This window comes from Chitinophaga sp. LS1 (genome assembly GCF_034274695.1).
Lineage (GTDB): Bacteria > Bacteroidota > Bacteroidia > Chitinophagales > Chitinophagaceae > Chitinophaga.
On record NZ_CP128362.1, the window covers coordinates 1,916,578 to 1,941,553 of the forward strand.

At 45.0% G+C, this 24,976-nt stretch carries 26 protein-coding genes; 12 read left to right on the forward strand and 14 right to left on the reverse strand.

Features of this window, described 5'->3' with window-relative positions:
* Window positions 1–57: 57 nt before the first annotated feature.
* On the reverse strand, window positions 58–363 hold the full coding sequence (locus QQL36_RS07915) for a hypothetical protein (protein WP_083721926.1): 306 nt from the start codon (window positions 361–363) through the stop codon (window positions 58–60).
* A gap of 319 nt (window positions 364–682) precedes the next feature.
* Here QQL36_RS07915 and QQL36_RS07920 point away from each other — a divergent pair, with 319 nt between their 5' ends.
* Window positions 683–1,465: a hydroxypyruvate isomerase family protein gene (locus tag QQL36_RS07920; protein ID WP_321569462.1), complete on the forward strand. Its 783-nt coding sequence runs from the start codon at window positions 683–685 to the stop codon at window positions 1,463–1,465.
* Between the two features lie 12 nt (window positions 1,466–1,477).
* Here the strand turns inward: QQL36_RS07920 and QQL36_RS07925 are convergent, their stop codons facing one another.
* From QQL36_RS07925 to mqnC, 3 genes are all read right to left on the reverse strand, one after another.
* Complete coding sequence (locus QQL36_RS07925; RefSeq protein WP_083721924.1) at window positions 1,478–2,020, reverse strand: GNAT family N-acetyltransferase; 543 nt, start codon at window positions 2,018–2,020, stop codon at window positions 1,478–1,480.
* Window positions 2,021–2,085: 65 nt separating this feature from the next.
* Window positions 2,086–2,694 carry a hypothetical protein gene (locus tag QQL36_RS07930; protein WP_083721923.1) on the reverse strand — a complete coding sequence of 203 codons (609 nt, stop codon included), beginning with the start codon at window positions 2,692–2,694 and terminating at the stop codon, window positions 2,086–2,088.
* 121 nt (window positions 2,695–2,815) lie between these two features.
* Window positions 2,816–3,940, reverse strand: coding sequence for a cyclic dehypoxanthinyl futalosine synthase (gene mqnC, locus QQL36_RS07935; RefSeq protein WP_321569463.1), 1,125 nt, complete (start codon window positions 3,938–3,940; stop codon window positions 2,816–2,818).
* Between the two features lie 109 nt (window positions 3,941–4,049).
* Here mqnC and QQL36_RS07940 point away from each other — a divergent pair, with 109 nt between their 5' ends.
* The 5 genes from QQL36_RS07940 (at window position 4,050) to QQL36_RS07960 (ending at window position 9,387) form a co-directional block, all read left to right on the forward strand.
* A complete protein-coding gene (locus tag QQL36_RS07940) occupies window positions 4,050–5,270 on the forward strand; it encodes an aspartyl protease family protein (RefSeq protein WP_321569464.1) in 1,221 nt (406 codons plus the stop codon).
* 32 nt (window positions 5,271–5,302) lie between these two features.
* Window positions 5,303–6,211 (forward strand): aspartyl protease family protein, encoded by a 909-nt coding sequence (locus tag QQL36_RS07945; protein ID WP_179091029.1) that lies wholly within the window; start codon window positions 5,303–5,305, stop codon window positions 6,209–6,211.
* An 85-nt stretch (window positions 6,212–6,296) separates the two neighbouring features.
* The gene (locus QQL36_RS07950; RefSeq protein WP_083721919.1) at window positions 6,297–7,532 is read left to right on the forward strand and encodes a M16 family metallopeptidase; all 1,236 of its coding nucleotides are present in this window, start codon (window positions 6,297–6,299) and stop codon (window positions 7,530–7,532) included.
* A gap of 15 nt (window positions 7,533–7,547) precedes the next feature.
* Window positions 7,548–8,831, forward strand: coding sequence for a M16 family metallopeptidase (locus QQL36_RS07955; RefSeq protein ID WP_083721918.1), 1,284 nt, complete (start codon window positions 7,548–7,550; stop codon window positions 8,829–8,831).
* A 145-nt stretch (window positions 8,832–8,976) separates the two neighbouring features.
* A complete protein-coding gene (locus tag QQL36_RS07960; RefSeq protein WP_083721917.1) occupies window positions 8,977–9,387 on the forward strand; it encodes a lysozyme inhibitor LprI family protein in 411 nt (136 codons plus the stop codon).
* On the opposite strand, the gene QQL36_RS07965 is transcribed toward QQL36_RS07960, so the two are convergent.
* The 3 genes from QQL36_RS07965 to QQL36_RS07975 all read right to left on the reverse strand — a co-directional run bounded on the left by QQL36_RS07965 (window position 9,388) and on the right by QQL36_RS07975 (window position 11,883).
* Window positions 9,388–10,278 (reverse strand): YitT family protein, encoded by an 891-nt coding sequence (locus QQL36_RS07965; protein ID WP_083721916.1) that lies wholly within the window; start codon window positions 10,276–10,278, stop codon window positions 9,388–9,390. It lies immediately after the preceding gene.
* Between the two features lie 47 nt (window positions 10,279–10,325).
* Window positions 10,326–11,465, reverse strand: a complete 1,140-nt coding sequence (locus QQL36_RS07970; RefSeq protein ID WP_321569465.1) for a formimidoylglutamase — start codon at window positions 11,463–11,465, stop codon at window positions 10,326–10,328.
* A 169-nt stretch (window positions 11,466–11,634) separates the two neighbouring features.
* Complete coding sequence (locus QQL36_RS07975; RefSeq protein ID WP_083721914.1) at window positions 11,635–11,883, reverse strand: hypothetical protein; 249 nt, start codon at window positions 11,881–11,883, stop codon at window positions 11,635–11,637.
* A 376-nt stretch (window positions 11,884–12,259) separates the two neighbouring features.
* Here QQL36_RS07975 and QQL36_RS07980 point away from each other — a divergent pair, with 376 nt between their 5' ends.
* Complete coding sequence (locus QQL36_RS07980) at window positions 12,260–13,354, forward strand: glycosyltransferase (protein WP_083721913.1); 1,095 nt, start codon at window positions 12,260–12,262, stop codon at window positions 13,352–13,354.
* A gap of 104 nt (window positions 13,355–13,458) precedes the next feature.
* On the opposite strand, the gene QQL36_RS07985 is transcribed toward QQL36_RS07980, so the two are convergent.
* Window positions 13,459–13,815, reverse strand: coding sequence for an arsenate reductase family protein (locus QQL36_RS07985; protein ID WP_083721912.1), 357 nt, complete (start codon window positions 13,813–13,815; stop codon window positions 13,459–13,461).
* A gap of 70 nt (window positions 13,816–13,885) precedes the next feature.
* Here QQL36_RS07985 and polA point away from each other — a divergent pair, with 70 nt between their 5' ends.
* The 3 genes from polA to QQL36_RS08000 all read left to right on the forward strand — a co-directional run bounded on the left by polA (window position 13,886) and on the right by QQL36_RS08000 (window position 18,622).
* Complete coding sequence (polA, locus tag QQL36_RS07990; protein WP_083721911.1) at window positions 13,886–16,702, forward strand: DNA polymerase I; 2,817 nt, start codon at window positions 13,886–13,888, stop codon at window positions 16,700–16,702.
* Window positions 16,703–16,864: 162 nt separating this feature from the next.
* A complete protein-coding gene (locus QQL36_RS07995) occupies window positions 16,865–17,386 on the forward strand; it encodes a GNAT family N-acetyltransferase (RefSeq protein ID WP_083721910.1) in 522 nt (173 codons plus the stop codon).
* An 87-nt stretch (window positions 17,387–17,473) separates the two neighbouring features.
* Window positions 17,474–18,622 carry an aminopeptidase C gene (locus QQL36_RS08000; RefSeq protein WP_321569466.1) on the forward strand — a complete coding sequence of 383 codons (1,149 nt, stop codon included), beginning with the start codon at window positions 17,474–17,476 and terminating at the stop codon, window positions 18,620–18,622.
* A 151-nt stretch (window positions 18,623–18,773) separates the two neighbouring features.
* On the opposite strand, the gene QQL36_RS08005 is transcribed toward QQL36_RS08000, so the two are convergent.
* Window positions 18,774–19,082 (reverse strand): hypothetical protein, encoded by a 309-nt coding sequence (locus QQL36_RS08005; protein WP_083721908.1) that lies wholly within the window; start codon window positions 19,080–19,082, stop codon window positions 18,774–18,776.
* 11 nt (window positions 19,083–19,093) lie between these two features.
* A complete protein-coding gene (locus QQL36_RS08010; RefSeq protein WP_083721907.1) occupies window positions 19,094–19,711 on the reverse strand; it encodes an L-threonylcarbamoyladenylate synthase in 618 nt (205 codons plus the stop codon).
* Window positions 19,712–19,872: 161 nt separating this feature from the next.
* On the opposite strand from QQL36_RS08010, the gene mtgA reads away from it, so the two are divergent.
* Complete coding sequence (mtgA, locus tag QQL36_RS08015) at window positions 19,873–20,547, forward strand: monofunctional biosynthetic peptidoglycan transglycosylase (protein ID WP_235643535.1); 675 nt, start codon at window positions 19,873–19,875, stop codon at window positions 20,545–20,547.
* Here the strand turns inward: mtgA and QQL36_RS08020 are convergent.
* The 4 genes from QQL36_RS08020 to QQL36_RS08035 form a co-directional block, all read right to left on the reverse strand.
* Window positions 20,524–21,063, reverse strand: a complete 540-nt coding sequence (locus QQL36_RS08020; RefSeq protein ID WP_321569467.1) for an ATP-binding protein — start codon at window positions 21,061–21,063, stop codon at window positions 20,524–20,526. The two genes, mtgA and QQL36_RS08020, sit on opposite strands and share 24 nt — an antisense overlap.
* Complete coding sequence (gene pnuC / locus QQL36_RS08025; RefSeq protein WP_083721904.1) at window positions 21,042–21,662, reverse strand: nicotinamide riboside transporter PnuC; 621 nt, start codon at window positions 21,660–21,662, stop codon at window positions 21,042–21,044. Before pnuC ends, QQL36_RS08020 begins: the two co-directional genes overlap by 22 nt.
* Before the next feature lie 136 nt (window positions 21,663–21,798).
* A complete protein-coding gene (locus QQL36_RS08030; protein WP_321569468.1) occupies window positions 21,799–23,460 on the reverse strand; it encodes a PNGase F N-terminal domain-containing protein in 1,662 nt (553 codons plus the stop codon).
* A gap of 115 nt (window positions 23,461–23,575) precedes the next feature.
* A complete protein-coding gene (locus QQL36_RS08035) occupies window positions 23,576–24,169 on the reverse strand; it encodes a NifU family protein (protein WP_083721902.1) in 594 nt (197 codons plus the stop codon).
* 213 nt (window positions 24,170–24,382) lie between these two features.
* On the opposite strand from QQL36_RS08035, the gene QQL36_RS08040 reads away from it, so the two are divergent.
* Window positions 24,383–24,835, forward strand: coding sequence for a methylglyoxal synthase (locus QQL36_RS08040; RefSeq protein WP_072358941.1), 453 nt, complete (start codon window positions 24,383–24,385; stop codon window positions 24,833–24,835).
* Window positions 24,836–24,976: the final 141 nt, after the last annotated feature.

The window sequence follows — 24,976 nt, forward strand, 5'->3', positions numbered from 1 at the left end:
TATAACCTTACAACCTTAATAACTTTGTCGTTTGACCATAGAGGCAGTACCATCGGATCATGCAACTTTGTATTTCGGCGCAGGGGATTTGCGCTCTCTTATACCATTAGCAATCCTGCGTACTATCCAGCTTAGTGTAAACGTCGGAATAAAGTCCAGACCCGGGAATAACTCCTCCATAAAGTTGAACACACTTCCGAATGCACCCATACTGCCACCAAACATTCTGTAGAATATGATAGCGGAAATGGGAGCCCAAATTACATCACTCACTTCGCCTAACACGGGCACTGCATAACTGGCACAGCCAATCAGGTCCATCAGTATACAAATCCATAAGGCCGGAGTAAATTTCTTTTCCATATTGACCTCCGCTTTAAATTGTGAACATTTTAGTATAATCAAATAGCTTACCAATTTCAATTACGGATGGTGGTATAGTAATTACGGAGTCTATGGCCGGGGCGATATTTTGGGAATAATGATTTGGGATACAATCCTTTAAAAAATGCTGATTTTTTCTTCTTTCTGGGATTACTCGTAATTTTTTCTAACTCAGGCGTAACTGTACTTCTATAACGTTTGATACTACTATAAAGTTACGAATTTCACCCCGGATTGGAACTACGCATTTCAAAAATGCGTAGTTCCACGTTATATTTATAAAAAATTCTATCGTTATATGTCCACTCTGCTCAAAGGTCGTATCCGTCATTCAGTGTGTGCCTGGCCTTATGAATCCATTCCACTGGACACCTTTTGCAAGGGTGCTAAAGAAATAGGGCTGGAATCCATCGATCTCCTGTATCCCCACCAGTTTGAAACCGCAAAGCAATTTGGCCTCACCTGTGCCATGGTAGCATCTGTGAGCGATGCATGGAATATCGCCAAAGGGTGGAACCGTGTGGAACACCACGATGACCTCATCACTTATTATCAGTACCTGATCGATGAAACGGCCAAAGCCGGCTTTCCTTCCGTAGTCTGTTTTTCTGGTAACAGAGAGGGACTGGATGATGGGCAGGGTATTGAAAACTGCGCTATGGGTTTGCAGCGCTTATTGCCGTATGCTGAAAAAAAGAAGGTGAATATCGTGATGGAGCTGCTGAACAGCAAAGTTGATCACCCTGATTATCAATGCGATCATACACACTGGGGCGTGGCCCTGAGCAAAAGGATAGGTTCAGAACGTTTTAGCCTTCTCTATGACATTTACCACATGCAGCTCATGGAAGGCGACATCATCCGCACCATTCGCGACAACCATACTTATTTCAGTCATTATCACACTGGCGGCGCGCCCGGCAGAAATGAGATCAATGACAGCCAGGAATTATACTACCCGGCTATCATGAAAGCAATTTATGAAACAGGGTATAAAGGTTTTGTAGCACAGGAATTCATTCCTACCAAAACGGATAAACTTTCGTCGCTGAAAGAAGCCGTGCTGATATGTGATATCTGATTCCTACTTAAATCAGTATTTCCAGTCATTGCGCAGCATACCCATAACTACCATGTCTACAAAATGTCCATGTAGTTTGGCATTGTGGCGCAAAATACCCTCTTTCGTAAATCCAAGTTTGATAGGAATACGGGCACTGCGGTCATTTTCCAGAGCAAAGCGAATTTCTACTTTGTTGAGTTTCAGGTTTTCGAAAGCAAAAGAGATGAGCACCTTGCAGCAGGCGACGACAATACCTTTGCCACGGCAATGTTCTGCCAGCCAATAGCCGATTTCGGCTTTTTGCAGCAGGTGATCCCAGCAATGTAGGTCCAATACTCCGCACAGCTGACCATTGTACCAGATACCAAAGGCAATTGCTTCCTGGTCTTCTGCTTTGCGCAGCATCATCTCTATAAAACGAAGGGAATGATCTTCATTGGTATTGTAATCCACCCATGGGAGGAATCGGCGCAACGCCTTACGGGATGTATCGAGGGTGCGATAAAGCACCGGTGCATTTTCAGGTTGTAACTGCCTGAGTAAAATCTGATCGTCTACGGCTAACTCCAGCATAAAAAATTAAGGTTTGGCCCCTATACCGTCCGGGGTATAGTGACCAAACCTCAAATATAATAAACTTAACTTTTTGCAAACAACTGTCGCCGCTGCATATCACGAACTATCTGACGGGCGAACTGTGATGCCTGCTTATAAGCAGTGGGCGGATCAATCGCTTCTGACTGTGCATTGTAGATCAGTTTTTTCTGTCCCAGGTCATACAGATTCGTATCCCATTCATACCGCACATTCGTGGTATAATAACCAGGGGTAAACATACCGCCGTACCATCCCCTGTAATAAGGGGCATAAGGGTAGGAGGGCACATAGCCGCTGGATTTTGTTTTATCTACCATGGCGATAGTGAGCACCTGGTCCACATCACCATTTCTAAATTTGTGCAGAGCGGCCTTCTCATCTCCTGTCTTCGACAGGGCGTCGTCCGGGCCGTATTTGGCAAATGAAGATACTGCGTTGAAGCCTTCTTTCTGTAGCTCATTGACGAGCTCATTTTCCATTAAAATGCGCAGTTTTTTGTCCCTGGGTGGAACAAGGGCTATCACAATCATTTTTTTGCTGGTATCCAGCCTGGCATCAGGTGTTTTCCAGGACGAAGTTAGTTTGGTACTGGTACAGGCTGTGATGGACAACAGCCCTATACATAATAGCAATACTCCTAGCCTTTTCATAATCTCCTCCTTTTAACTGTTGGTTAGACGGGAAAAAAAGAGGAGAGTTACATTGACCTGCTAAAAATAATAGCGGCTTGCGACGATTGGTCGCAAGCCGCTATACGTATATACATCAGTATTAATAATTAATCACCTGTTCCTGGATGCCCGCCGGGATTTCTCTGAACTCGTACAACTGGGTTCTCAGCTGCGGCTCGAAGCCAGCTTCCCTGATCGCCTGTTGCATGGATCTGTAGGTAAATCTGTGCGGAGCACCGGCAGCACTTACCACATTTTCCTCGATCATGATAGATCCGAAATCGTTCGCACCAGCGTGGAGACAGATCTGAGCAACCTGTTTACCTACTGTGAGCCAGCTAGCCTGGATATTCCTGATATTAGGCAGCATGATACGGCTCAAAGCGATCATACGGATATATTCTTCGGAAGTGGTCATGTTGTGTACCCCTCTGATCCTGGACAGCAGGGTATCTACATCCTGGAATGTCCATGGAATGAAAGCGGTGAAGCCATAATGACCTTCCGGTTTCTCGCTCTGTACCTGTCTGATATCCGCCAGGTGTTCAAAACGCTCCATTATAGTTTCCACGTGCCCGAACATCATTGTAGCGGAGGATGCGATATTCAGCTTATGTGCCGCCCGCATTACATCCAACCACTCCTGTGCACCACATTTCCCTTTGGAAATGAGCCTACGCACGCGGTCGTTCAGGATTTCAGCCCCGGCACCTGGTAAGCTGGCCAGACCAGCTTCTTTCAGTGCGCTCAGCACTTCTATATGTGTACTTTTTTCCAGTTTTGTGATGTGTGCCACTTCAGGGGGACCGAGGGCATGCAGCTTGAGGGTAGGATACAACTGTTTCAGCTGCTTAAAGGTATCCACGTAAAATGCCAGGCCCAGATCCGGGTGGTGTCCGCCCTGCAGCAGCAACTGGTCGCCGCCAAATTTCAGGGTCTCCTCGATCTTTACCTTGTACTCTTCAATTGACGTGATGTAAGCGTCTCCGTGACCTGGGATACGATAAAAGTTACAGAATTTGCAGTTAGCCGTACACACGTTGGTAGTGTTTACGTTTCGATCTATCTGCCAGGTAACTTTTCCGTGTGGAACCTGCTGTTTACGAAGCTCATTTGCGATGTGCATCAGCTCAGTAAGCGGTGCTTTTTCAAACAGATATACCCCTTCTTCCGGTGTAAGCCACTCAAAATTTAATGCTTTCCTATATAGATCTTTCAGTTCCATGATAAACAAAGGTAGCAAAAAACAATATCCCGCCATTGGTGGATTTTTAGGAGGTAATCGGCTTTTTTAATCCTACATTTATACAACTGTTATTCTGTCATTCTCTCGTATGCAAAAAGCAACATTGTCAAAGCACTGTTGTATCATTTTATTAGCTCTTTCTATATTCCACGCTGCAACCGCTCAATCAAAACTGCCTCAGGAAGAAGAAGGTACGCTGATCTGTCGCTTTCCATTCAGACAATACTATGGGGGCGTAGTGGTGATACTCGCACAGATAAAAGGGATTTCCGATACACTCCAGTTCATCCTTGATACCGGTAGTGCAGGCATATCTCTGGATACCAGCACCTGTGTCCGCTTAGGTATTCAGCTCACTCCATCTGACAAAGTTGTACGTGGGGTAGGAGGGTCCAAAAGAGTGGATTTCGCTATGGACCGAACGCTGCTGCTGCCAGGGTTGGAGGTAGACAGTCTCAATTTTCATGTTAACAGCTATGAGCTGATCAGCCAGGTATATGGCCTGCAAATAGACGGCATCATTGGGTATAGCCTGCTAAGCCGCTATAATGTGCTGGTAGACTATAATGCCGAAGAGATACTGCTGTTTACCCATGGGAAATTCACTTATCCTAAAGGTGGGTCATTATTACATCCTACCCTCACCCAGATTCCCATTGTCACCGGTCAGCTCCGCAATGGTAAAACCCAGCGTGAAAGCCGGTATTACTTCGATACAGGTGCGGGTATGTGTCTTTTGTTTTCCAAACAATTCGTGAGCGACAGTACCGTACTCTCCACCCGGAAAAAACAACGAAAAGTAATTCAAACCGAAGCCCAGGGCCTTGGAGGGAAAATGACTATGGATGTAACCACTATCGGGGAGTTCAAAATCGGCAATTTTAACTTTCGGAACGTACCTGTCTATGTCTTTGACGATCAGACGAATATCACAGCCTATCCTTTTCTTGGTGGCATGATTGGCAATGATCTTCTTCGCCGTTTCAATATCTATCTCAATTATGGCAAAAAGGAAATCTACCTGCTGCCCAATAATCACTTCAAGGAACCATTCGATTATTCCTATACCGGGCTGGTTATGTATATGATTGACGGAAAAATTGAAATCACCGATATTATCAAAGGATCTCCTGCTGAAAAGGCAGGATTAAAGCCCGGAGATATCATCATGGCGATCAATAACCTCTTCACTAACAATATACAGGACGTAAGGGAACAGCTAAAAAATGTAGGTACCCGGCCTATGTTACTCATCAGCAGGAACAATGAGCTCATGCTGAAAAAAGTACTCATCAAAAGTATTTTATAATACTTTGCATTATCTTTCGTTTGATGTGTAACGTGAAAAAGCTACTGTTCTACATACTTATTACTTTGCCGCTATTGTCGGCCGCCCAGGCACCACCTGTCTCCGCAGAACCGGTAGCCATTCTGCCATTCCGGGTCTATGATCACTCTTTGATTATCAGTGCCTCTCAGAGTAGTTCGGAGGATAGCCTACATTTTATATTCGATACAGGCGCCGAAGCCAGCACGCTGAGTAACGAAACGGCTAAAAAGCTGAAACTCGAAACCAAAGAAGATGGGGGACTGAGTGGCACCGACGATATTGTAGTCAGGGTACCCACCTCCACGATCAATCTGCTCTATTTTGGGAAGGCCCGATTACCGCTGGTAAAAGTGTATTTAGAACCGCTGCAGGAATTCAAAAAATCGCCTATTCATATCGACGGCATTATTGGCGTGGACCTGATCAAAATGTTCATCGTCCAGATTGACTATACCAACTCCCGGATCTTACTATATCGTCAGGGCAAAACACCAATGAGCGTACCTGGCAAGCGCCTGCCCATGACGCTGAATTTTGATACTCCTGTCATAGAAGCTGTGATAGAACTGCCTGATGGCCGATCCCTGGGTAGCCGTTACCACTTCATTACCGGTGGTGATTACGGTATTCTGTTTAACTGGCCTTTCGTTGAAAAATACCACCTAAGAGAGGTTCTGCCCATCGTCGGTACAGACAAGGTAGGAGACCTGTACCAGCAACTCACTTACCTCAATACCATCATTCCTTACCTGGCCTTTGGCGCTGTACGCATGGAAAAGGTCTCCGGTAGTTACTGTAAGGAGGTGAATGACGTAGGCGGATTAACAGAAGTGGCCGGTTCCATTGGCTCTTATATCTGGTCACAATTCCGCACCATTACCATCAACTATAAACAACGGGAAATCTACCTCGATAAATAAGTATTTAGCCTGCCTTTGGCAAAATCAATATGGACATTCCTCTTTATTTTTAATACCTTAACTTGCAGTTCTCATAAATAGGAATATGATCCATTATAATAAATTCACTTTAGCCAATGGCCTGCGCGTGATTGTGCATGAAGACCATACCACGCCAATGGCAGTGTTAAATGTTATGTACGATGTGGGCTCCCGCGATGAAGATGCTGACAAGACAGGATTTGCGCACTTATTCGAACACCTGATGTTTGGCGGCTCTGTCAACATCCCGGAATATGATGAACCGCTTCAGATGGCCGGTGGTGAAAACAACGCTTACACGACCAGTGACCTGACCAACTACTACATTCAACTTCCCGCAGAAAATATAGAAACAGCTTTCTGGCTGGAAAGCGACCGTATGCTCTCCCTGGCATTCAGCGAAAAGAGTCTGGATGTACAGCGCAAGGTTGTATGCGAAGAGTTCAAGGAACATTACATCAACAAACCTTACGGCGACATCTGGCACAAGATGCGTGACCTGGCTTACGCTGTGCATCCCTACAAATGGATGACCATCGGAAAGGAACTGGCACACATTGAAAATGCAAAACTGGACGATGTAAAAAGTTTCTTCTTCAAATATTACCGTCCGGTCAATGCCATTCTGGTAGTAGCAGGAAAAGTGACCACCTCCCAGGTAAAAGCGCTGGCAGAAAAATGGTTCGGCGATATTCCTGCAGGAGAGCCTATTCAACGTAATATTCCGCAGGAACCGGCACAACAGGGTGCGCACAAACTGGAAGTAAAAGCCAATGTACCACTGGATGCCCTGTACAAATGTTATCATATGCCGGGTCGTTTGGACAAGGACTATTACTCAATCGATCTGATCTCTGATATTCTGGGTGGCGGCGCTTCTTCCCGTCTGCACCAGGTACTGGTAAAAGAGAAAAAACTCTTCAGTAATATTGATTGTTATCATTTCGGCACGCTGGATGCAGGTTTGTTCACCATCGAGGGCAAACTGGTAAAAGGCGTGAAGATGAAAGATGCTGAAAAAGCGATACAGGAAGAGCTGGATAAAGTACGACAGGAAATCATCCCTGAAAGAGAGCTGCAAAAAGTGAAAAACCGCGTGGAAAGCATGCTCGCTTTTGAAGACATGGGACTTTTGAACAGAGCGAATAACCTCGCATTCTATGAGCTGATGGGCGATGCCTCGCTCATGAATGCGGAATTCAGCAACTACGAAGCGGTAACTGCCGAGCAAATGCACAAACAGGCAGCTATACTCTTTGACGAGAAGAACTCAAATACTATTTACTATTACGCAGGCTAATATTCACTAAGATTAATGATAAATCGTAAACTCGCCCCTGAGATAAAAGATGCCGTTGATTTTGAAGTCGCACTGAAACCGTATGAGAAATTCACACTGGATAATGGCATCCCAGTATACGTTATTGAATCGGATGAACAGGAAACCTTGCAGCTGGAAATGGTATTTCCCGCAGGTAGCTGGTACGAATCAGAAAACCTCATTGCGTCTGCTTCCAACTTCCTGATGAAGAATGGAGCCGGTAAGCATTCTGCACTGCAAATAAATGAAAGTATCGATTACTTTGGGGCTTACCTGAACAGGAGCTGCCACCATGAATTTGGTACTTACACCCTTCACTGTCTGACCAAAAGCTTTTCTTCCCTGCTGCCTACGCTGCAGGAAGTGATACTGGATCCGGCTTTTTCTGAAGAAGAACTGGCCACTTTCCAGCAGAACATGAAGCAAAGGCTGGCGGTGAATCTGCAGAAATGTGATTTCGTAGCGAACAGGCATATTGACAAATACCTGTTTGGAGAATTTCATCCTTATGGCCGCGTGAGCAGCATGGAGGCATACGATGCCCTGCAGACAGAAACGTTGAGAGCTTTCTATCAGCAACATTACACTTACAATAACTGCCGCATATTCGTGGCTGGCAAACTACCGGATCAATTGATCCCTCAGCTGAACCAATACTTTGGTACCACCAAATGGAATGGAGAAGCGACGATCATCAAACCGGAAATTTCCATCATGCCGGCGGAAGAAAAAAAATTCCGCATTTTCAATGATGAGAATGGGGTACAGGGTGCTGTGCGTATAGCACGTCATTTCCCTAATCGCTACCATCCTGATTATTCGAAGATGATGGTATTGAACACCATTTTCGGCGGTTACTTTGGTTCCCGCCTGATGAGCAATATCCGTGAGGAGAAAGGTTATACCTATGGTATTTCTTCGCAGGTATACAATTTCCGCCAGGCAAGTGCTATCAATATCCATACGGAAGCTGGCAGAGATGTGTGCGAAGCAACGATTGAAGAGATCTATAAGGAGATGCGCATCATGCAGGATGAAGTGGTGGATGAGGAGGAAATGGCGCTGGTACGGAACTTCATGATCGGGTCTATTTTGGGTGACCTGGATGGAGCTTTCCAGATTATACAGCGCTGGAAGAACCTGATCCTCAATGACCTGGATGAGAATTACTTCTATAATAATATCAAGACGATCAAGACGATTTCAGCGGAAGAACTGCATGTGTTAGCTAAGCAGTATTTCAAGCCGGAAGATTGGTATGAGTTGGTAGTTATTTAAAAATAAAATGGGTGGTCTTTCAGACCACCCATTTTATTTTCCAGCAAAAAGAGGTTGGGCCAAAGGCCCAACCTCTTTTTGCTTTTTAGATCCCGAAAAATAGTATTATCATTTTTTACTATATTTGTATACCTAATCATATCTTATGAAATTACTTTTACTATGCCTGCCATTGTGCATAACTCTGACCGTATTTGGACAAACCAGAAAAACAGCTGTAGACTCTATTGAATTACGCTATCAGGAATGTTTAAGTCAGGGAGGAAACTCTTATAACTGTGCACTGGCCTACTATCAGGAAATGGATAGCCTCCTCGCCGCCGTTTACAATCAGGTCTACAATAATCTGGACAATCCCCGCCGCGAAACTTTAGAAATCGCTCAGGCTCAATGGACAGAAAAGAAAGAAGCCTATTTCAAAGACATCGAAGTCCGTGCTGAAAAGAAAAGACCGCAGACCCTCGCAGGTCTGGACGACGATATGATCCTCACAGACAACAAAGCTGCATACCTGAAACACAGAGTGATAGAGCTACTCAAGAGCATCCATTCTTAATTAATGATGGGTGGCCCGGCGCTTGATCATGCCACCCTTTGTATCATTGATATTGTGTTGCACTATAAATGCTTTTTCATCTATTTTCTCTATTTCGTCAATGATTTTGTGCACTTCCAGGCGGGTAACCACGGTGTAGATAATATCAATATCCTTATCCACTGAACCACGCTTACCATAACCACTTTGTCCCTTGAATACGGTCACGCCTTTCCTCAGGGTCAGCGTCAATGTTTTGCGCACCAGTTCACTTTCATTGGAGATAATCGTGAGGGCGATGTATTCTTCAAAACCGGAGATTACATAGTCTACCGTTTTGGAAGCAGCCAGGTAAGTCAGTATCGCATACAGTGCTGTTTCAATATTAATGAGGATCGCCGCTACACTGAAGATGACCAGGTTGAAGTACATAATCACTTCTCCCATGGACAGCACTGTCTTGCGGTTGATGTAAAGGGCCAGTACTTCCGTACCATCCAATACGGCACCGCCTCTTACTGACAAGCCGATTCCGGCGCCTAAGAAGAAACCGCCGAAAATAGCGATCAGCAGGTGGTCGCTGGTGATAGTTGGTACTTTGATAAATACGAGGGCACAGGCCAATCCCACAATGGCACACATGGCCTTGATGGTAAATTCAACAGAAAGCTGCTTGTAAGCCAGTAATATAAAAGGGATATTAATGATGACCAGAAGTACGGAAATATTCCATCCGGTTAGTCGGTTGATAAGCAGTGAAATACCCGTTACGCCTCCATCCAGAAATTCATTGGGCAATAGAAACCCCTTTAGGCCAACGGCGGCCAGCAGCACCCCGATGGTAATCAGGGCGATGTCCTGCAGGTTCTGGATCAGGTTAATTCGGGCGCGGGTTTCCTTAGTGTTCGGCATGATAGGTACGATTTAATTACTATTATTTTCATTGCCGTTCGTGGTGTTTACATCCGCTCCTGGTGGCGCAACCATCTCTCCGGGATCTCATTATTGCTCGCCAGCAGGTAATCGTTATAGGCACAGGGTAAGAATTCTTTCCCAGGCATCTGCATCCACCAGCGCCCGGTCTTTTTACTTTTCAGGAATACGGTTTCAATGTCCCCGCATACAATATTAAACTCCCAGAATGCTTCGCGGTCCTGCAGCACGGCTTCTTTATGCCGGATAGCTACGCCATCCATAAAGTACCACATCATCTGACCAATCTGTTTAGCCGTCAGCTGGTTTCTATCCTTTTCAGGACGATAACCATAAATGCCGAAGGAACTCAGTCGGGCGCTCATACCTGCATAGCGGGAGAGCACACAGGCCTCATCGCCAGCCAACCCATTAGGGGAGAGGGTATTAGCAGGAGCATCGGAGTTTTTAATGACATTGATATCCAGGCTCAGCATATCTGTGTTCCGCAGCACCGGTTCCATCTCGTCCATGTTTTCTCTCACCTTGCCCAGGCGGTAGCAATCGAACCGGAGTTTATCCAGTGTTTCCAGCATCCGGGGATGTACATAGAAACTCTGAAAACCGAGGTGATTGTAATGACGGATGTAGTTGGGTTGTTCGGTGAACATTTCCATGAGGAAGCTGTCTGCCGGGATTGTTGAATCTTCTTTGAGGTCTATCAACGCATCGGCCACGGTGGCTTCTATCACATATTTCTGCGTTGCGTAAGCCTTGTATTGAGCATAGGTCAGGTCGTGAGAACCGCCCAGGATCATGACTGTTTTTTGGGAGTTAACCAGTTCGGCCACTACTGTTTTCAGACCGGCATAGGTATCAGTGAGTTCAATACCAGGGCGCAGGTTACCGATATCGGCGATCTTCACTTCTTTGTGCCAGTAGAAGAGGTTGAAGAATTCACGGCGGATGGCATCTGCAGCATCCGGCCCTTTTTTGCCGGGTCCATATCCGCGCTCATCAGCAGCACCTACTAATATAATGTCAGCCGCATCCAGATCAGGAATGTTTCCAGCTTCATAGCAATCACAGATGGCACCGATCTGGTACTCATCATATTCCAGTTCATTGTTCAGGTCTGCTTTTGAGATGGGAATCAGGTAATCGTGAAGTTGCGCGAAGTCTGCCATCAATAGAAATTTGTTTGCTCGCAAACCTACGAATCAATTGTGAATTAACGACAAACGTGAATAAAGATAGTAATCGGCTATGTTAGTGATACACGTAGCAATGCCTGACTGATGACATCAGGGTGTAGAGTGACGACCTGCCTGCCACTACAATTGAACTGTCTGGTATTTAGTTCTTATGTATGATGAATTCAAAAGGTTTGACTTCTTGTCTTGATAATGCTTTTTGCAGTACTGGACGCTTGCTGGTGATTTTGTTCCTGTTACAATCAGCCACTTCCATTACGTTACATAGATAGTCCATTGTTTCTACCATGGATAGCATTTCGTTAATCTGTCTTACTGCATTTTGAATTTGTTTCTCGCTGTACCTGTCTTCATGCAGGACAAACAATAAATCCCTTTCAACCTGTTTCATTAGAATAAATTGATTGTTCCCCTAAATGTTGTTTAAAGGCGTTTTCAGTAGGCGTAAGTGATTTGGTGTGCTCAACAACTGGATGTACAAGGTCTTTAATATGCGCGGGAACGATCCGGCTATTCTCAATAAAGATCAGTGCATGCGTTTTTTATTCATAGTAGGACATCCGCAATCGTTTTTCTTTAAAACTTTACAGCTCTGTCCGATTATACTGATTGTAGCGCAAAGAAGAAAGATAGTCAGCCATTTATTTGATTTCATACTCTATGTTGTTTCCTCAAAAATGTTATAGATGCCAGTCTGTACGAGAGTTTACCTTTTCTTAACAGTGCGCATTTCTAAATTAAGCTAATTTCGTAAAAATTTCAAATATTTGCCTACAAAATCTGCGCGTAAAACAGTTCTGGTAGTCCCTCTGGACTGGGGATTAGGTCATGCAACCCGGGATATCCCTATCATTCACGAATTATTAAACGCAGGCTGTAATGTAGTTATTGCTGCCGAGGGGAAACATGCTGCCTTGTTAGGCCAGGAATTCCCACAGCTGACTATCCTGCCGCTTCCCGGATACCGCATCCAGTATGCTCAAAAGGGCTGGTTCTTTGGGCCGAAAATTATTCAGCAGATCCCTCAGATCATCAAGTCTATCAAGTATGAGCAACGATGGCTGCAACAGGTTGTGAAGGAACACAACATCGATGCTGTCATCTCCGACAACCGCTTCGGCCTCTATCACCGGGACATCCCTACTGTTATTATCTCTCACCAGTTGTTGATCAAGACCCCGTTTGGCGGGATCATTGAGACCATTCTGCAAAAGATCAATTACAGCTACATCCGCAGGTATGGTGCCTGCTGGATACCGGACTATGCCGGCTCCAACAACCTTTCTGGTATATTGGGTCATCCAAAAGTGTTGCCTCCTAATACTACCTATTTAGGTTGCCTCAGCCGTTTTGAGAACAGACCAGATGTGCCTAAAAAATACGATCTACTGGTCCTGATTTCAGGTCCTGAACCTCAACGTTCCAACCTGGAAAAAATGGTACTGGAACAAGTAGCAGCATTACCTATCAGTGCGCTGATCGTAAGTGGTAAACCAGGTACGCCTGAAACGAAACAGGTCACACCACGTATTCAACAGGTAAACCACCTGAATGCAAAAGAATTGAATGAAGCAATGCTCGGGGCTGATATGGTGTTAAGCCGTTCTGGTTATACCACCCTCATGGACCTTGTAAAGCTGAATAAGAAAGCGATATTAGTACCCACACCGGGGCAGTCTGAGCAGGAATATCTGGGTAAGTTCCTGATGAAAAAAGGGTTCTTCTATAATGTGAATCAATCTGAATTCAGATTGGAGAAAGCATTGGAGGATATCAAAACATTTCCGTTCAAATCTTTTGAACATGAGGAAGATATGGAACAGTATAAACAAGTAGTCAGAAATTTTGCTGCCTCTTTATAAATGAAGATCAAAAATTCAGACGATTGCCTTCGGCAATCGTCTGAATTTTTATAGTTTTTGAAGTGTTGCGCCCAGAAGTCGCAACACTTCAAAAACTATAAAAATTATTTTTTCGCAGCCGCTTCCAGCCCTTCTACATTCTTCTTATCATTCCCGATAAAGATCTCTTTCCCCACAATACTCACAGGCCTCTTCAAAAAAGAATATTCCTGCAGGATCAGATCATGATAATCTTTCTCCGTCAGCTCTTTTTCATGTAATCCCATAGGACGATATTTCTGTGATCTGCGGCTAAACAACGCCTCATAACTTCCTGCCAGTTTATGCATCTCTTCCAGCTGCGCCGGTGTTATCTTCTCCGTCTTTATATCCTGCAACTCAAACCCATTCTCCTTCGCCTTTACCGCATCTATAATCTTTTTACAGGTATTACAGGTCGACAGATGGTATATTTTTTTCATGTGCGTTTCTTTGAGGGCAAAGATCCTAACTCAGGCGATATATTTCACAATTCATAGTTACTTTTGGCAGATGCAAAAGAAACTTTTTTTACTGGATGCCATGGCTCTCATATATCGCGCATACTATGGCCTGATCCGGAACCCTCGCCTCACCAGCGCTGGTCGTAACACCAATGCCCAGTTTGGTTTTACTTCCACGTTGATAGACCTGATCAATAAAGAAAAACCTACACACATGGCAGTGGCATTCGATACGCATGCCCCCACCGAAAGACATACCACCTTTGTCGATTACAAAGCGAATCGTGAAGACGCACCTGAAGATCTGCTTGACGCTATTCCCGATATCAAACGTATTATCACCGGTTTCAATATCCCTTGTGTTGAATTAGACGGTTATGAAGCCGATGATGTAATCGGGACCCTCGCCTGGCAGGCTGCCGAAGCGGGTTACACAGTATACATGGTGACACCGGATAAAGACTATGGCCAGCTCGTAAAAGAAAATGTATTCATTTATAAACCACCTTACATGGGCAGCAAAGAAGAAATTCTTGGCCCAAAAGAAGTGTGTGAAAAATGGCAGATCAAAGATGTGCACCAGGTTATTGATATCCTGGGGCTCATGGGTGATGCTGTCGACAACATTCCTGGTATTCCGGGGGTAGGAGAGAAGACCGCCATGAAACTTTTAGCCCAGTACGATTCCATCGAAAATGTACTGGCCAATGCAGACAAGATTGGTGGTAAAATGGGAGAAAAGATCAAAGCTGGTGCGGATAGCGCCATCCTCTCCAAACAACTCGCCACTATCATCACCGATGTTCCTGTGACCTTCCACGAAGAAGACTTCTGCATCAAAGACCATAACAAAGAAGCGCTCTCTGAAGTCTTCATTGAACTCGAATTCAAAACCCTGGGCAAACGTATTCTTGGCGATACCTTTGGCGCCAGTAGTGAAGTTACTACTAACGGTAAAGTTCAACTGGACCTATTCGGCAACGTTACCGCTACCTCCGCGGCAGCTATCACTGAAGATACCCCTGAACAGATAGTAAGTATCCTGGTTGCTGAAAAGAATATCAACAATACACCACATAACTACCACCTGGCAGACACACCTGAAAAAAGAGCCGAACTGCTGGCCACCCTGCTCTCCAAACAGGAAGTCTGCTTCGATACTGAAACGACAGGTACCGATGCAAATGCTGTAGACCTGGTAGGAATGAGCTTCTCATTTGCAGCAGGCGAAGCCTGGTATGTACCCGTACCTGCTAACAAAGCCGGGGCACAGGCCATTGTAGACGAATTCCGTCCGCTCTTCGAAACTACCCACATCGTATTCATTGGCCAGAACCTGAAATACGATATGCTGGTACTTAAGTGGTATGGTGTAGAGATCAAAGCACCTGTTTTTGATACGATGCTTGCCCACTACCTCATAGAGCCTGAAGGCCGCCGCAGCATGGATCTGCTCAGCGCTCAGTACCTGCAATACGAACCGGTTTCTATCGAAACCCTCATTGGAAAAAAAGGTAAGAATCAGGGCAACATGCGCGATGTGGAGATCGATAAGATCAAGGACTATGCAGCAGAAGATGCCGACATCACCCTGCAGCTAAAAGAAAAGTTCGCCCCACTGCTGCCTGCTAAAAACGTAGAAAAGGTATTTTACGAAGTGGAAAACCCACTCGTGAAAGTCCTCACCGATATGGAGTTCGAAGGTATCGCCATCGATATCCCGGCCCTGATCGATTACTCCCGCGAGCTGGATACTGAAATCAGAAGGGCGGAAGAAAGCGTATACACCCAGGCTGGTGTGCGTTTCAACCTCGCCTCTCCGAAACAACTGGGTGAGGTACTCTTCGAAAAACTGGCCCTTGATCCGAAAGCAAAAAAGACCCGTACCGGTCAATATGCTACAGGTGAAGACGTACTGGCAAAACTGGCCAGCAAGCACCAGATCGTAGACGACATCCTCGTATTCCGTGAGCTGAGTAAGCTGAAATCTACCTATGTAGATGCACTGCCAACCATGCTTAATAAACGCACAAACAGGATACATACTTCCTATAACCAGGCAGTAGCTGTAACCGGCCGTTTGAGCAGCACCAACCCGAACCTGCAGAATATTCCGATCAGAACTGACAGGGGCAGGGAAATCCGCAAAGCATTCGTACCCCGCAATGAAGAGTTTACCCTTCTCTCTGCGGATTACTCCCAGATAGAACTACGGATCATTGCTGCCATCAGCGAAGACGAGGCTATGATAGACGCTTTCCGCCAGGGTATAGATATCCACGCGGCTACTGCGGCCAAGGTATACGGCATTCCGCTGGAAGAGGTAACCTCTGATATGCGCCGCAATGCCAAGAGCGTAAACTTCGGTATTATTTACGGTGTGAGCGCCTTCGGTCTTTCCGAGAACCTGGGTATTCCACGTAGTGAAGCCAAAATGCTGATCGATAACTACTTCGCGCAGTACCAGGCGATCCAGCACTATATGGATAAACAGAAACAGTTTGCACAGCAGAATGGCTATGTAGAAACCCTGCTGGGCCGTAAGCGCTGGCTGAAAGACATCAACAGCTCCAACGCGGTGGTAAGAGGTTATGCAGAACGAAATGCCATCAACATGCCTATTCAGGGTACTGCTGCCGATATGATCAAGCTGGCCATGATCTCCATCCACAAAACAATGAAGGAGCAAAACCTGCGTTCAAAAATGATCCTTCAGGTACATGATGAATTGGTATTTGATGTGCATAAAGATGAGATTGAAATCATCCAGCCGATCATCCTGGAGGGTATGCGCAACGCACTGCCACTGGCGGTTCCGGTAGAAGCTGAAATAGGCCTTGGCCGCAACTGGCTGGAAGCCCACTAATTACTAATAAAGTGTTAAATATATTTACAATAAGGCCGGACAATTGATCATTGTCCGGCCTTTATTCACCATGGAATTTATAAGAAAAGATACTGCATTGCCGCAGCACTTAGTACTTACACCCCTCTTGTGTTTTCCAAATTCGTTTACTAGCTTTCGGCCATGATCCTGACCTCAAGGTTGCAAATATTGCCTTGTACATTACAGTACTTCGAAGCGTTGTTACAAGGAAAAGAAACGTTGGGCCATTTGTTGGATATTGATATACCTCTATTCTGGACAGAGTTCCCTGAAATTGTACTGATATCGTACGACAAATTGCGCAACGATCCCTCGATGCTTGGCTGGTTTCTATACCTGGTGGTTCACCAGGAAGATAAACGGCTGATTGGTACCGGTGGCTTCAAAGGCCGCCCCGATGCTAACGGCGTAGTAGAAATTGGCTACGAAATCACGACTGCCTACCGCGAACAGGGGTTTGGTACAGAGCTGACACAGGCCCTGATCCGTTTCGCCTTTGGGCACTCCTATGTGACCCGGGTAGTCGCCCATACAGAGGAGGAGTATACCGCTTCTGTAAAAGTGCTCCAGAAATCAGGAATGTCCTTTGCCGGCGAAAACCCCGACACGCAATTATGGCGCTGGGAAATATCCCGTGCGCAATACGAACTCCCCCAGGACTAACAACCGCTTACCTTAACTTTCTTTCTGAGTATAATTGGATTGGCTTACATTTGAAACCTCGTTTTCAAATCAAAACACCAAACCAAAATGAAGAAATGGATTTTAGGCCTGGCCGTGTGTTATTCCACCACGACTGCCATGGCGCAAACCACTAACAAAGAAGGCAGCAAATACCAATTTACCGTAATCAAGAACTTAGATGCAGGTGATGTAGAAAACCAGGGTCGTACCGGTACCTGCTGGTCCTTCTCCGGTCTGTCTTTCTTTCAGGCCGAAGCTCTGCGCAATGGCAAAGGCAAAGGCGTAAACCTGAGCGAAATGTTTGTGGTGAGAAAAATGTATCCTCTTAAGGCGGCAAACTACGTGCGTATGCATGGCAAAGCTAACTTTGGTGAGGGTGGTGGATTCCCTGACGATCTGCTCTGCCTGCGCGAATACGGACTGGTACCACAGGCAGTATACGACGGCAACCGCGATAAAGTATATAACCACGCTGAAATGGTCTCTATCCTGGAAGGTATGACCAAGACCATCGGCGCTAATGAAGGTACTGTCAATCCTAACTGGAAGAAAGCCGTTGATGGCGTACTGAATGCATACATGGGCGATGCTCCTGAAAAATTTGATTACCAGGGTAAATCTTACACGCCGCAATCCTTTGCAAAAGAACTGGGTTTGAATGCAGATGATTATGTACTGATTTCATCTTTCACTCACCACCCTTATTACCAACAGTTCGTACTGGAAGTGCCGGACAACTGGAATTGGGAAAGAGTGTACAATGTACCCCTGAATGAATTTACTGCTATCGCAGAAAATGCGATCCAGACTGGTTACACCATTGCATGGGCATCTGATGTATCAGAAAAAGGTTTCAACTTCCTTGAAAGCCTGGCTGTAGTTCCGGAAACTGACTTTAGTGACATGACCGCTGACGAGAAAAAGAAAGTATTTGAAGAACCGGTAAAAGAAAAAACCATCACTCCTGAACTGCGTCAGAAAGCTTTCGACAATTTCGAAACGCAGGATGACCATGGTATGCACATCATAGGTATGGCAAAAGACCAGAATGGTAAAGTATACTTCCGTGTGAAAAATTCATGGGGTACTACCAATCCAGGTAGTGGCTACTTCTATGCTTCTGAAAATTTCTTCGCTTATAAGACGACCTGCATCATGCTGAACAAAAAAGCACTGCCTGCAGATATCGCTAAGAAACTGGGCATCAAACAATAGTGTTCTTTTTCTCAATAAAAAGGGGCTTTTCCAATGGAAAAAGCCCCTTTTTATTACTTGCCGGAAGCAAGTAAATTATTTGCTTTTGTCAATAAAATTTCTCTTATTCCGCTATGAAAAAGGATTTTAAGCCACACAGAAAGCACATATTTTATTTGCCTTCAATGCGTTGCGCTTCCTGGTAGGTTCCTAACCTGAACTTCAACGGCACCTTTGTACGCTGCTCAAAGTTCCACTCCTTTTTGCAGAAATATCCGAAGCACTGATCATAATAGGAATGAGGAGTCAGGGGAGGAGTCACTTTCGGCGTGAAAGTTACAGCCGTAGTGGGTTTTACAAAAGTAATTGACGGCGTCATCTTTTTTTGAAGCGGATATAATGGCGCTACAGAGAGCTTATTTTGCCCTTTTACAACATTAAATCCTAAAAACAGCAGCAAAAAAACACTACATATTTTCATACTCAAATGTTTTAGACGATTTCTTCAAAACTGCCAATCCCTTCCCTGATCATTTCAGGTTCAGACCCTGTACAATCGATCACTGTAGAAAACTGCATACCACCAGGACCACCATCCACGACAATGTCCACGATGTTTTCAAACTTTTCATGGATGATCTCCGGATCAGTATATTCTTCTACGTAAGCTTCAATAGGCAACGATGTGCTCAGAATAGGATTACCTAATTCCTTCACGATTGCTCTGCTGATATTATTATCGGGCACGCGTATACCAACCGTATCTTTCTTTTGCTTCAGCATTCTGGGCACCTGCCTGCTGGCGGGCAGAATAAATGTGTATGGTCCCGGTAATGCCTTCTTCAGCATTCTAAAGGTAGGTGTATCAACACTTCGTGCATAGTCAGACAAATGACTGAGATCGTAACATATAAACGAAAACTGGGCCTTGGCAGGATTAATATGCTTGATGCGGCAAATGCGTTCTATAGCTTTGTGCTGTGAGATGTCACAGCCCATGCCGTAAACCGTATCGGTCGGATAGATAATCACGCCTCCATCTTTCAGACATTCCACGATCGTCTTTAAATGACGGGGATTCGGGTTGTCCGGGTGTAAAGTTAAAAGCATAGAGTAAATTTACGATTATACTACCAATTACCACACCAGCTGTATAAAAAGCTGACCATACTTAATATGGACATTAAATAATCTTACTATCTTTCCGCCCAATTTCCAAAATCATTTTGTGGATGAAGTTGAAAGGAATTGTTCCGAGAACATGGCGACACTTGAAGAGGATTCTCCTGGTCTTATTTATTGCTCATTTCGTGTACCTCATTGCATTAAAATGGGTCAATCCCCCCATTACTGTTACGATGATTTCAAGTTGGTTTGGCACATGGGGTAGTGACACGAAGTTTCATAAAACATGGGTAAATTATTCAGAGATATCTGAATTCACCAAGCTGGCAGTATTGTCCAGTGAAGACCAGTTATTCCCTGACCATAATGGCTTTGACTTTAAGTCAATCGAAAAAGCCATGAAGCATAACCAGAAGAGTAAGAAGATTCATGGCGCCAGCACGATTAGCCAGCAGGTAGCGAAAAACGTATTCCTGTGGCAGGGGGGAGGCTATTTCAGAAAAGGATTGGAAGTTTATTTCACCTTCATGATTGAAAAACTCTGGGGCAAGGAACGCATTCTGGAAGTATATCTTAACATAGCTCAGACCGGCAATGCAGTATTTGGTGTAGAAGCTGCTGCTCAGCAGTATTATCATAAAACAGCGGCAAGTCTCAACAGAGAGCAATCGGCTATGATCGCCGCCTGCCTGCCCAATCCAGTAAGATATACTGTGGTACCACCTGCAAGGATCACCCTGTACAGACAAAAGAAAATTTTAGTACAAATGCGCTTACTGGCCGGTGATCCGGATATATCAGAACTGATCAGTTCCAAGTAACTGATTTATCACCTTCACCGCCGTTTCCTGCCTTTCTTCAAATGTTCCGCGGATCTCCACCCAGCGTACGCCTGAAGATTGTACAATCTCTTTGTAGACATTATAAAAGTGTTCACGCATAGCCGGGGCCGGATGTTCTCTTTGCGGATCATCTTCCCATGGAATATCAATATAGGTGAGTAGGTACAGATCGTATTTTCTTTCTGCAATAGCTGCGAGTATCCATGGATCGCATTCACCATATTTATACTCGCTCCACACTCTGATCACATGCAGATCGGTATCGCATACCAGCAGGCGGTTTGCCAGCTTCGCTCTTGCTGCCTCCAGTTCCAGCTGCCCTTTTGCAATGGTCAGCAGGTCGGACTGCTCATATGGGCGAGATAATTCTTCTATATACTGACGGGCATATTCAGGCACCCACATCGTTTCGTAATGCGACGCCAGAAACTCACTGAGCGTACTTTTGCCGGTGCTCTCCGGACCAATAACCACTACTTTGTATAGCTCTTCCATATCTTCTTCCAGCTAAAATAACCCATCACTGCTACTATAAACAGGAAGATGGTCAATACCGCAGTTGCGACTAGTTTTTTATGAAATAATAACGGGACCGCTACCAGGTTAGATATATTCAGTAAGATCCAGTTTTCAATTTTCCGCTGTGCCAACAACCACATACCAGCACAGGCGGTGGCTGATACAAATGCATCTATCAACGGTACATCTGAGTTCGAGAAATGACTCAGCAGGTAATAGAACACTGCCCAGCCAATCAAAGTAATTGCTACGGTTACAACCCAATCCCTTCCGGATGCCCAGGCAATAGGAACTTCCGGTTCAGAAGCTTTCTTCCTGGCCCAGTGGTACCAGCCGTATACACTCATGATGAAATAATAAACATTCAGTGTCGCTTCAGCATAGAGCTTAAACTGCTCCCTGGATAACAGGTATGCATAAATACCCGTGCTGACCAGACCTGTTGGATATAACCAGATGCTGTTCTGCTTACTACATACTACACTGATGGCGCCAAAAATCGCTGCCAGGATTTCCAGCCAGCTCATGGCCCTGACTCCTTCTATCAGCGCCTGGTAAAATACATCCACATTCATGCCGCAAAGATAAGTGTACCCATACCCTAAAAAAATCGGGTAGTGTAACTGTTTGAAAATCAGTATTAGCTTATAGAAGCATCGAAGAAGCGTCGAACAACAGTCGAAGAAGCGTCGAACAACGTTTTTTTACATGCTATTTTTTCTCTCCCATCAATACTCCCGATACATTCCACGCGCTGAAAGCGGTTCCTTCTCTCTTTCCTAATGGAATCGCTATTTTAAATTCATGTACGCCAGGCGCCAGATCTGGTAGCGGGATATATACGGCCGGTGTCAAACTACCCGGGCACCAGTTGGACCTGCTAAGGTCGGAAGATGATAACCCGTTTGAGAAATTGCCGGATGATGGATTCAGCAACCGGTAAGTACCGCAATCTGTTCTCCATGGCACAAAGTGATATACCCGCTTGCCATCTACAAATATTTCATTCAGCTTAGGCACGAATTCATCGCCGTTGCCCCAGCCGCCATGACCAGTGGTGATGTAACGGAGCTGTAAGTTCTTTACACCTTCCGGAATATTTACTTTCACGGTCAGGGAATCATGGTCGAACATTGTACCATATTCCTGTCCTGCCATTTCCATCAGGTTAGTAGTATTGAAAATCGGCTGTAAATAATCTGGTGTCTGTAATCCTCCATCATCGTCACCTTTAAAGTACTTCAGACGCAGACTTACGATATGGCCACCTTTGTCATAGTTACCGATGAAAACCCCTAACCAGACATCACCTTCCATCCTTGACTGCAGCTCTGTGATCTCCTGGCGGAATACTGCAGAATCAGCCCAGTTATAACCAGCTATCTGGCTTCTTTCATTATAATGATGAATGCCAAAAGGGGTAAAGAAGCGCAGCAGTTCCATGGTAGGCTGGTAATCGTCAGTAGCGACTACGCCCTGGTATTTCTCCTTATAAACTGGCAGGTCCTTCACACCATTCTGCAGACCATTCAGGAAAGAACGCTGTTTATCCACAGGAATCATAAATACTGAACCGGTGCGGTCATAAGCATCCCCGTTGGAATACTGGGCCAGTTCTGCAAACAGCTGGCGACCGGGTTCGTATTTAGGCAGTTTTACTTTTTTCAGCACCACGGTACCACCAGCATAGTGATAGGTCACATCGCGCTGGTCCGCAGCAGGATTAGGTTTGTCATATCCAAAGGAAACCTGTTCCTTACTGAATACCGGAATGGTGGTATAGCGACTGTCAATCACTTCACGGGAGTAGTTAGCCTGATCTACCAGGGTACCCATTGCGGTAGCGTCCGGCCAGTTCAGGTCTTTCGGATTGATTTTGCCCTTCTTTACCTCGGTAGCTACGACCTCCATTTCTCCGTTTCTCACAGTCTTCAGCACCAATCCTAATCCAGGAGTAACACCTAAAGCCGGTGTCCCCTTTACATTCAGGGCATTGGTATACCATACTTCAACAGTATTGGAGCGGATGATAACTTTGGCTTTTTTACAGAGGTAGCCGGCTATGGTTGAAGTATCGGATAACAGCTCCGGCTTTTCGTAATCTTCTATTTTCTTTTTGAAGGTGACAGCTCTGCCTTCCAGGCGTAACACCTGCATGGTTATGTTGTCTGTATAGTCGATGTATTGCTGTTCTTTTGCGCCAGCGTCCGTATCCTTTATTACATGGGTCTTTTTACCATCAATAAATAAAGTGGAGGCGGCGTCTTTCATTTCTTCCCCATGATAGCGCACCTTGTAGTGGACTGTCAGGGCGTTCTGTGCATGTATTTCCGCTGCAAACAGCAAGCTGGCAGCTATAAAGAGATATTTCATAAGTATGAGGCCTGATTTTGTAACAGTCGCAAGATAGTGGCAAATGGGATAAATAAAAAAGCACAGTCAAAAAGACTGTGCTCATTTTTAACACTATCATTCTCTCAACTATGGCTTATTCCGCTTCAGCTACCACTTCCTTCACTTCCGGGATCATACGCTTCATCATGCCTTCGATACCGGCTTTCAGTGTGATCATGGAAGAAGGGCAACCTGAACATGAGCCTTGCAGCATCAGTTTCACAGTTCCATCTTCGTAGTCTTTGAACTGAATGGCACCGCCATCCATTTCAACTGCAGGCTTTACGTAGTTTTCAAGCAATTCTTTAATACGCTTTACCACATCTGTATCATCTGCACTTACTTCGTTTCCGGCTGCTGGTTTATCAACGATTTCGTCTTCGTTCAAAACAGGGCGGTTATCTTCCAGATACTCTTTCAGAAAAGCTTTTATAGTAGGGATAATATCATTCCAATCAGTTTCAGGAGTCTTTGTCAGCGTGATAAAGTTCGCCATAATAAACACACCTCTGATGAACGGGAAGCTGAACAGTTCGGCCGCCAGTGGAGATGGTTTCGCACTTGCTTCATCCGGGAAGTCGATATGCTTACCTGGGTACAGGAGCTTGTTAGCAACAAACTTCATGGTTTCCGGATTCGGCGTCATTTCCGTATATATGCTGATGATGGGATTTCCTGTTTTAATCATGGTATTCTAAACTTTTGATAGAACAAAGGTAACTACTTTCAACTAGAATCTGAGGGAATTCAGCCCTTTTAACTATTACTATTTTCAATGGGGATATAGACAAAATCATATAGGTAAATATCGAATTATCAACGTTCCAGAAATCTTTTTAAAAATATACATGGCACATTATTCTATATATTAACTTTATGGGAAATAACGCCATCATTGAGTATGCCCACTGTCAAAACCTTGCATGCACGCAAAAGAATAGCACTGATCGCACACGATCACAAGAAAGCTGAGCTCATAGAATGGGCCCTCTACAACAAAACCGTACTCTGCCGTCATGAACTTTACGCTACCGGCACCACAGGCAAGCTCATTGAAGAAAATCTCGACGTCCCTGTCAGAAAATTATTATCCGGCCCACTAGGTGGCGACCAGCAAATAGGCTCTATGATCGCCGAAGGCAAAATCGATGTCGTGATCTTTTTCTGGGATCCCATGGAAGCACTTCCACATGATCCTGATATCAAAGCCCTGCTCCGCCTTGGTGTAGTATGGAATATCCCTATGGCCAGCAATCGTACCTCTGCAGACTTCCTGCTTACATCTCCTCTCATGCACCAGGAATATGAAGTACGCTTACCTGACTATTCACAATATCTGGGTAGAAAAGTTTAGTAATCATTTCGTCCTCATCTGACCTTATCTTTTCAATAATCTGTCTTTCTTAGAAAGATCGGCACCGTTTGTGCTGCAAAGTACTCCTTACTAACCAGTTAGGTGTTTTCACACACCTTGTTGGAGAGTAATCAGGTTTCC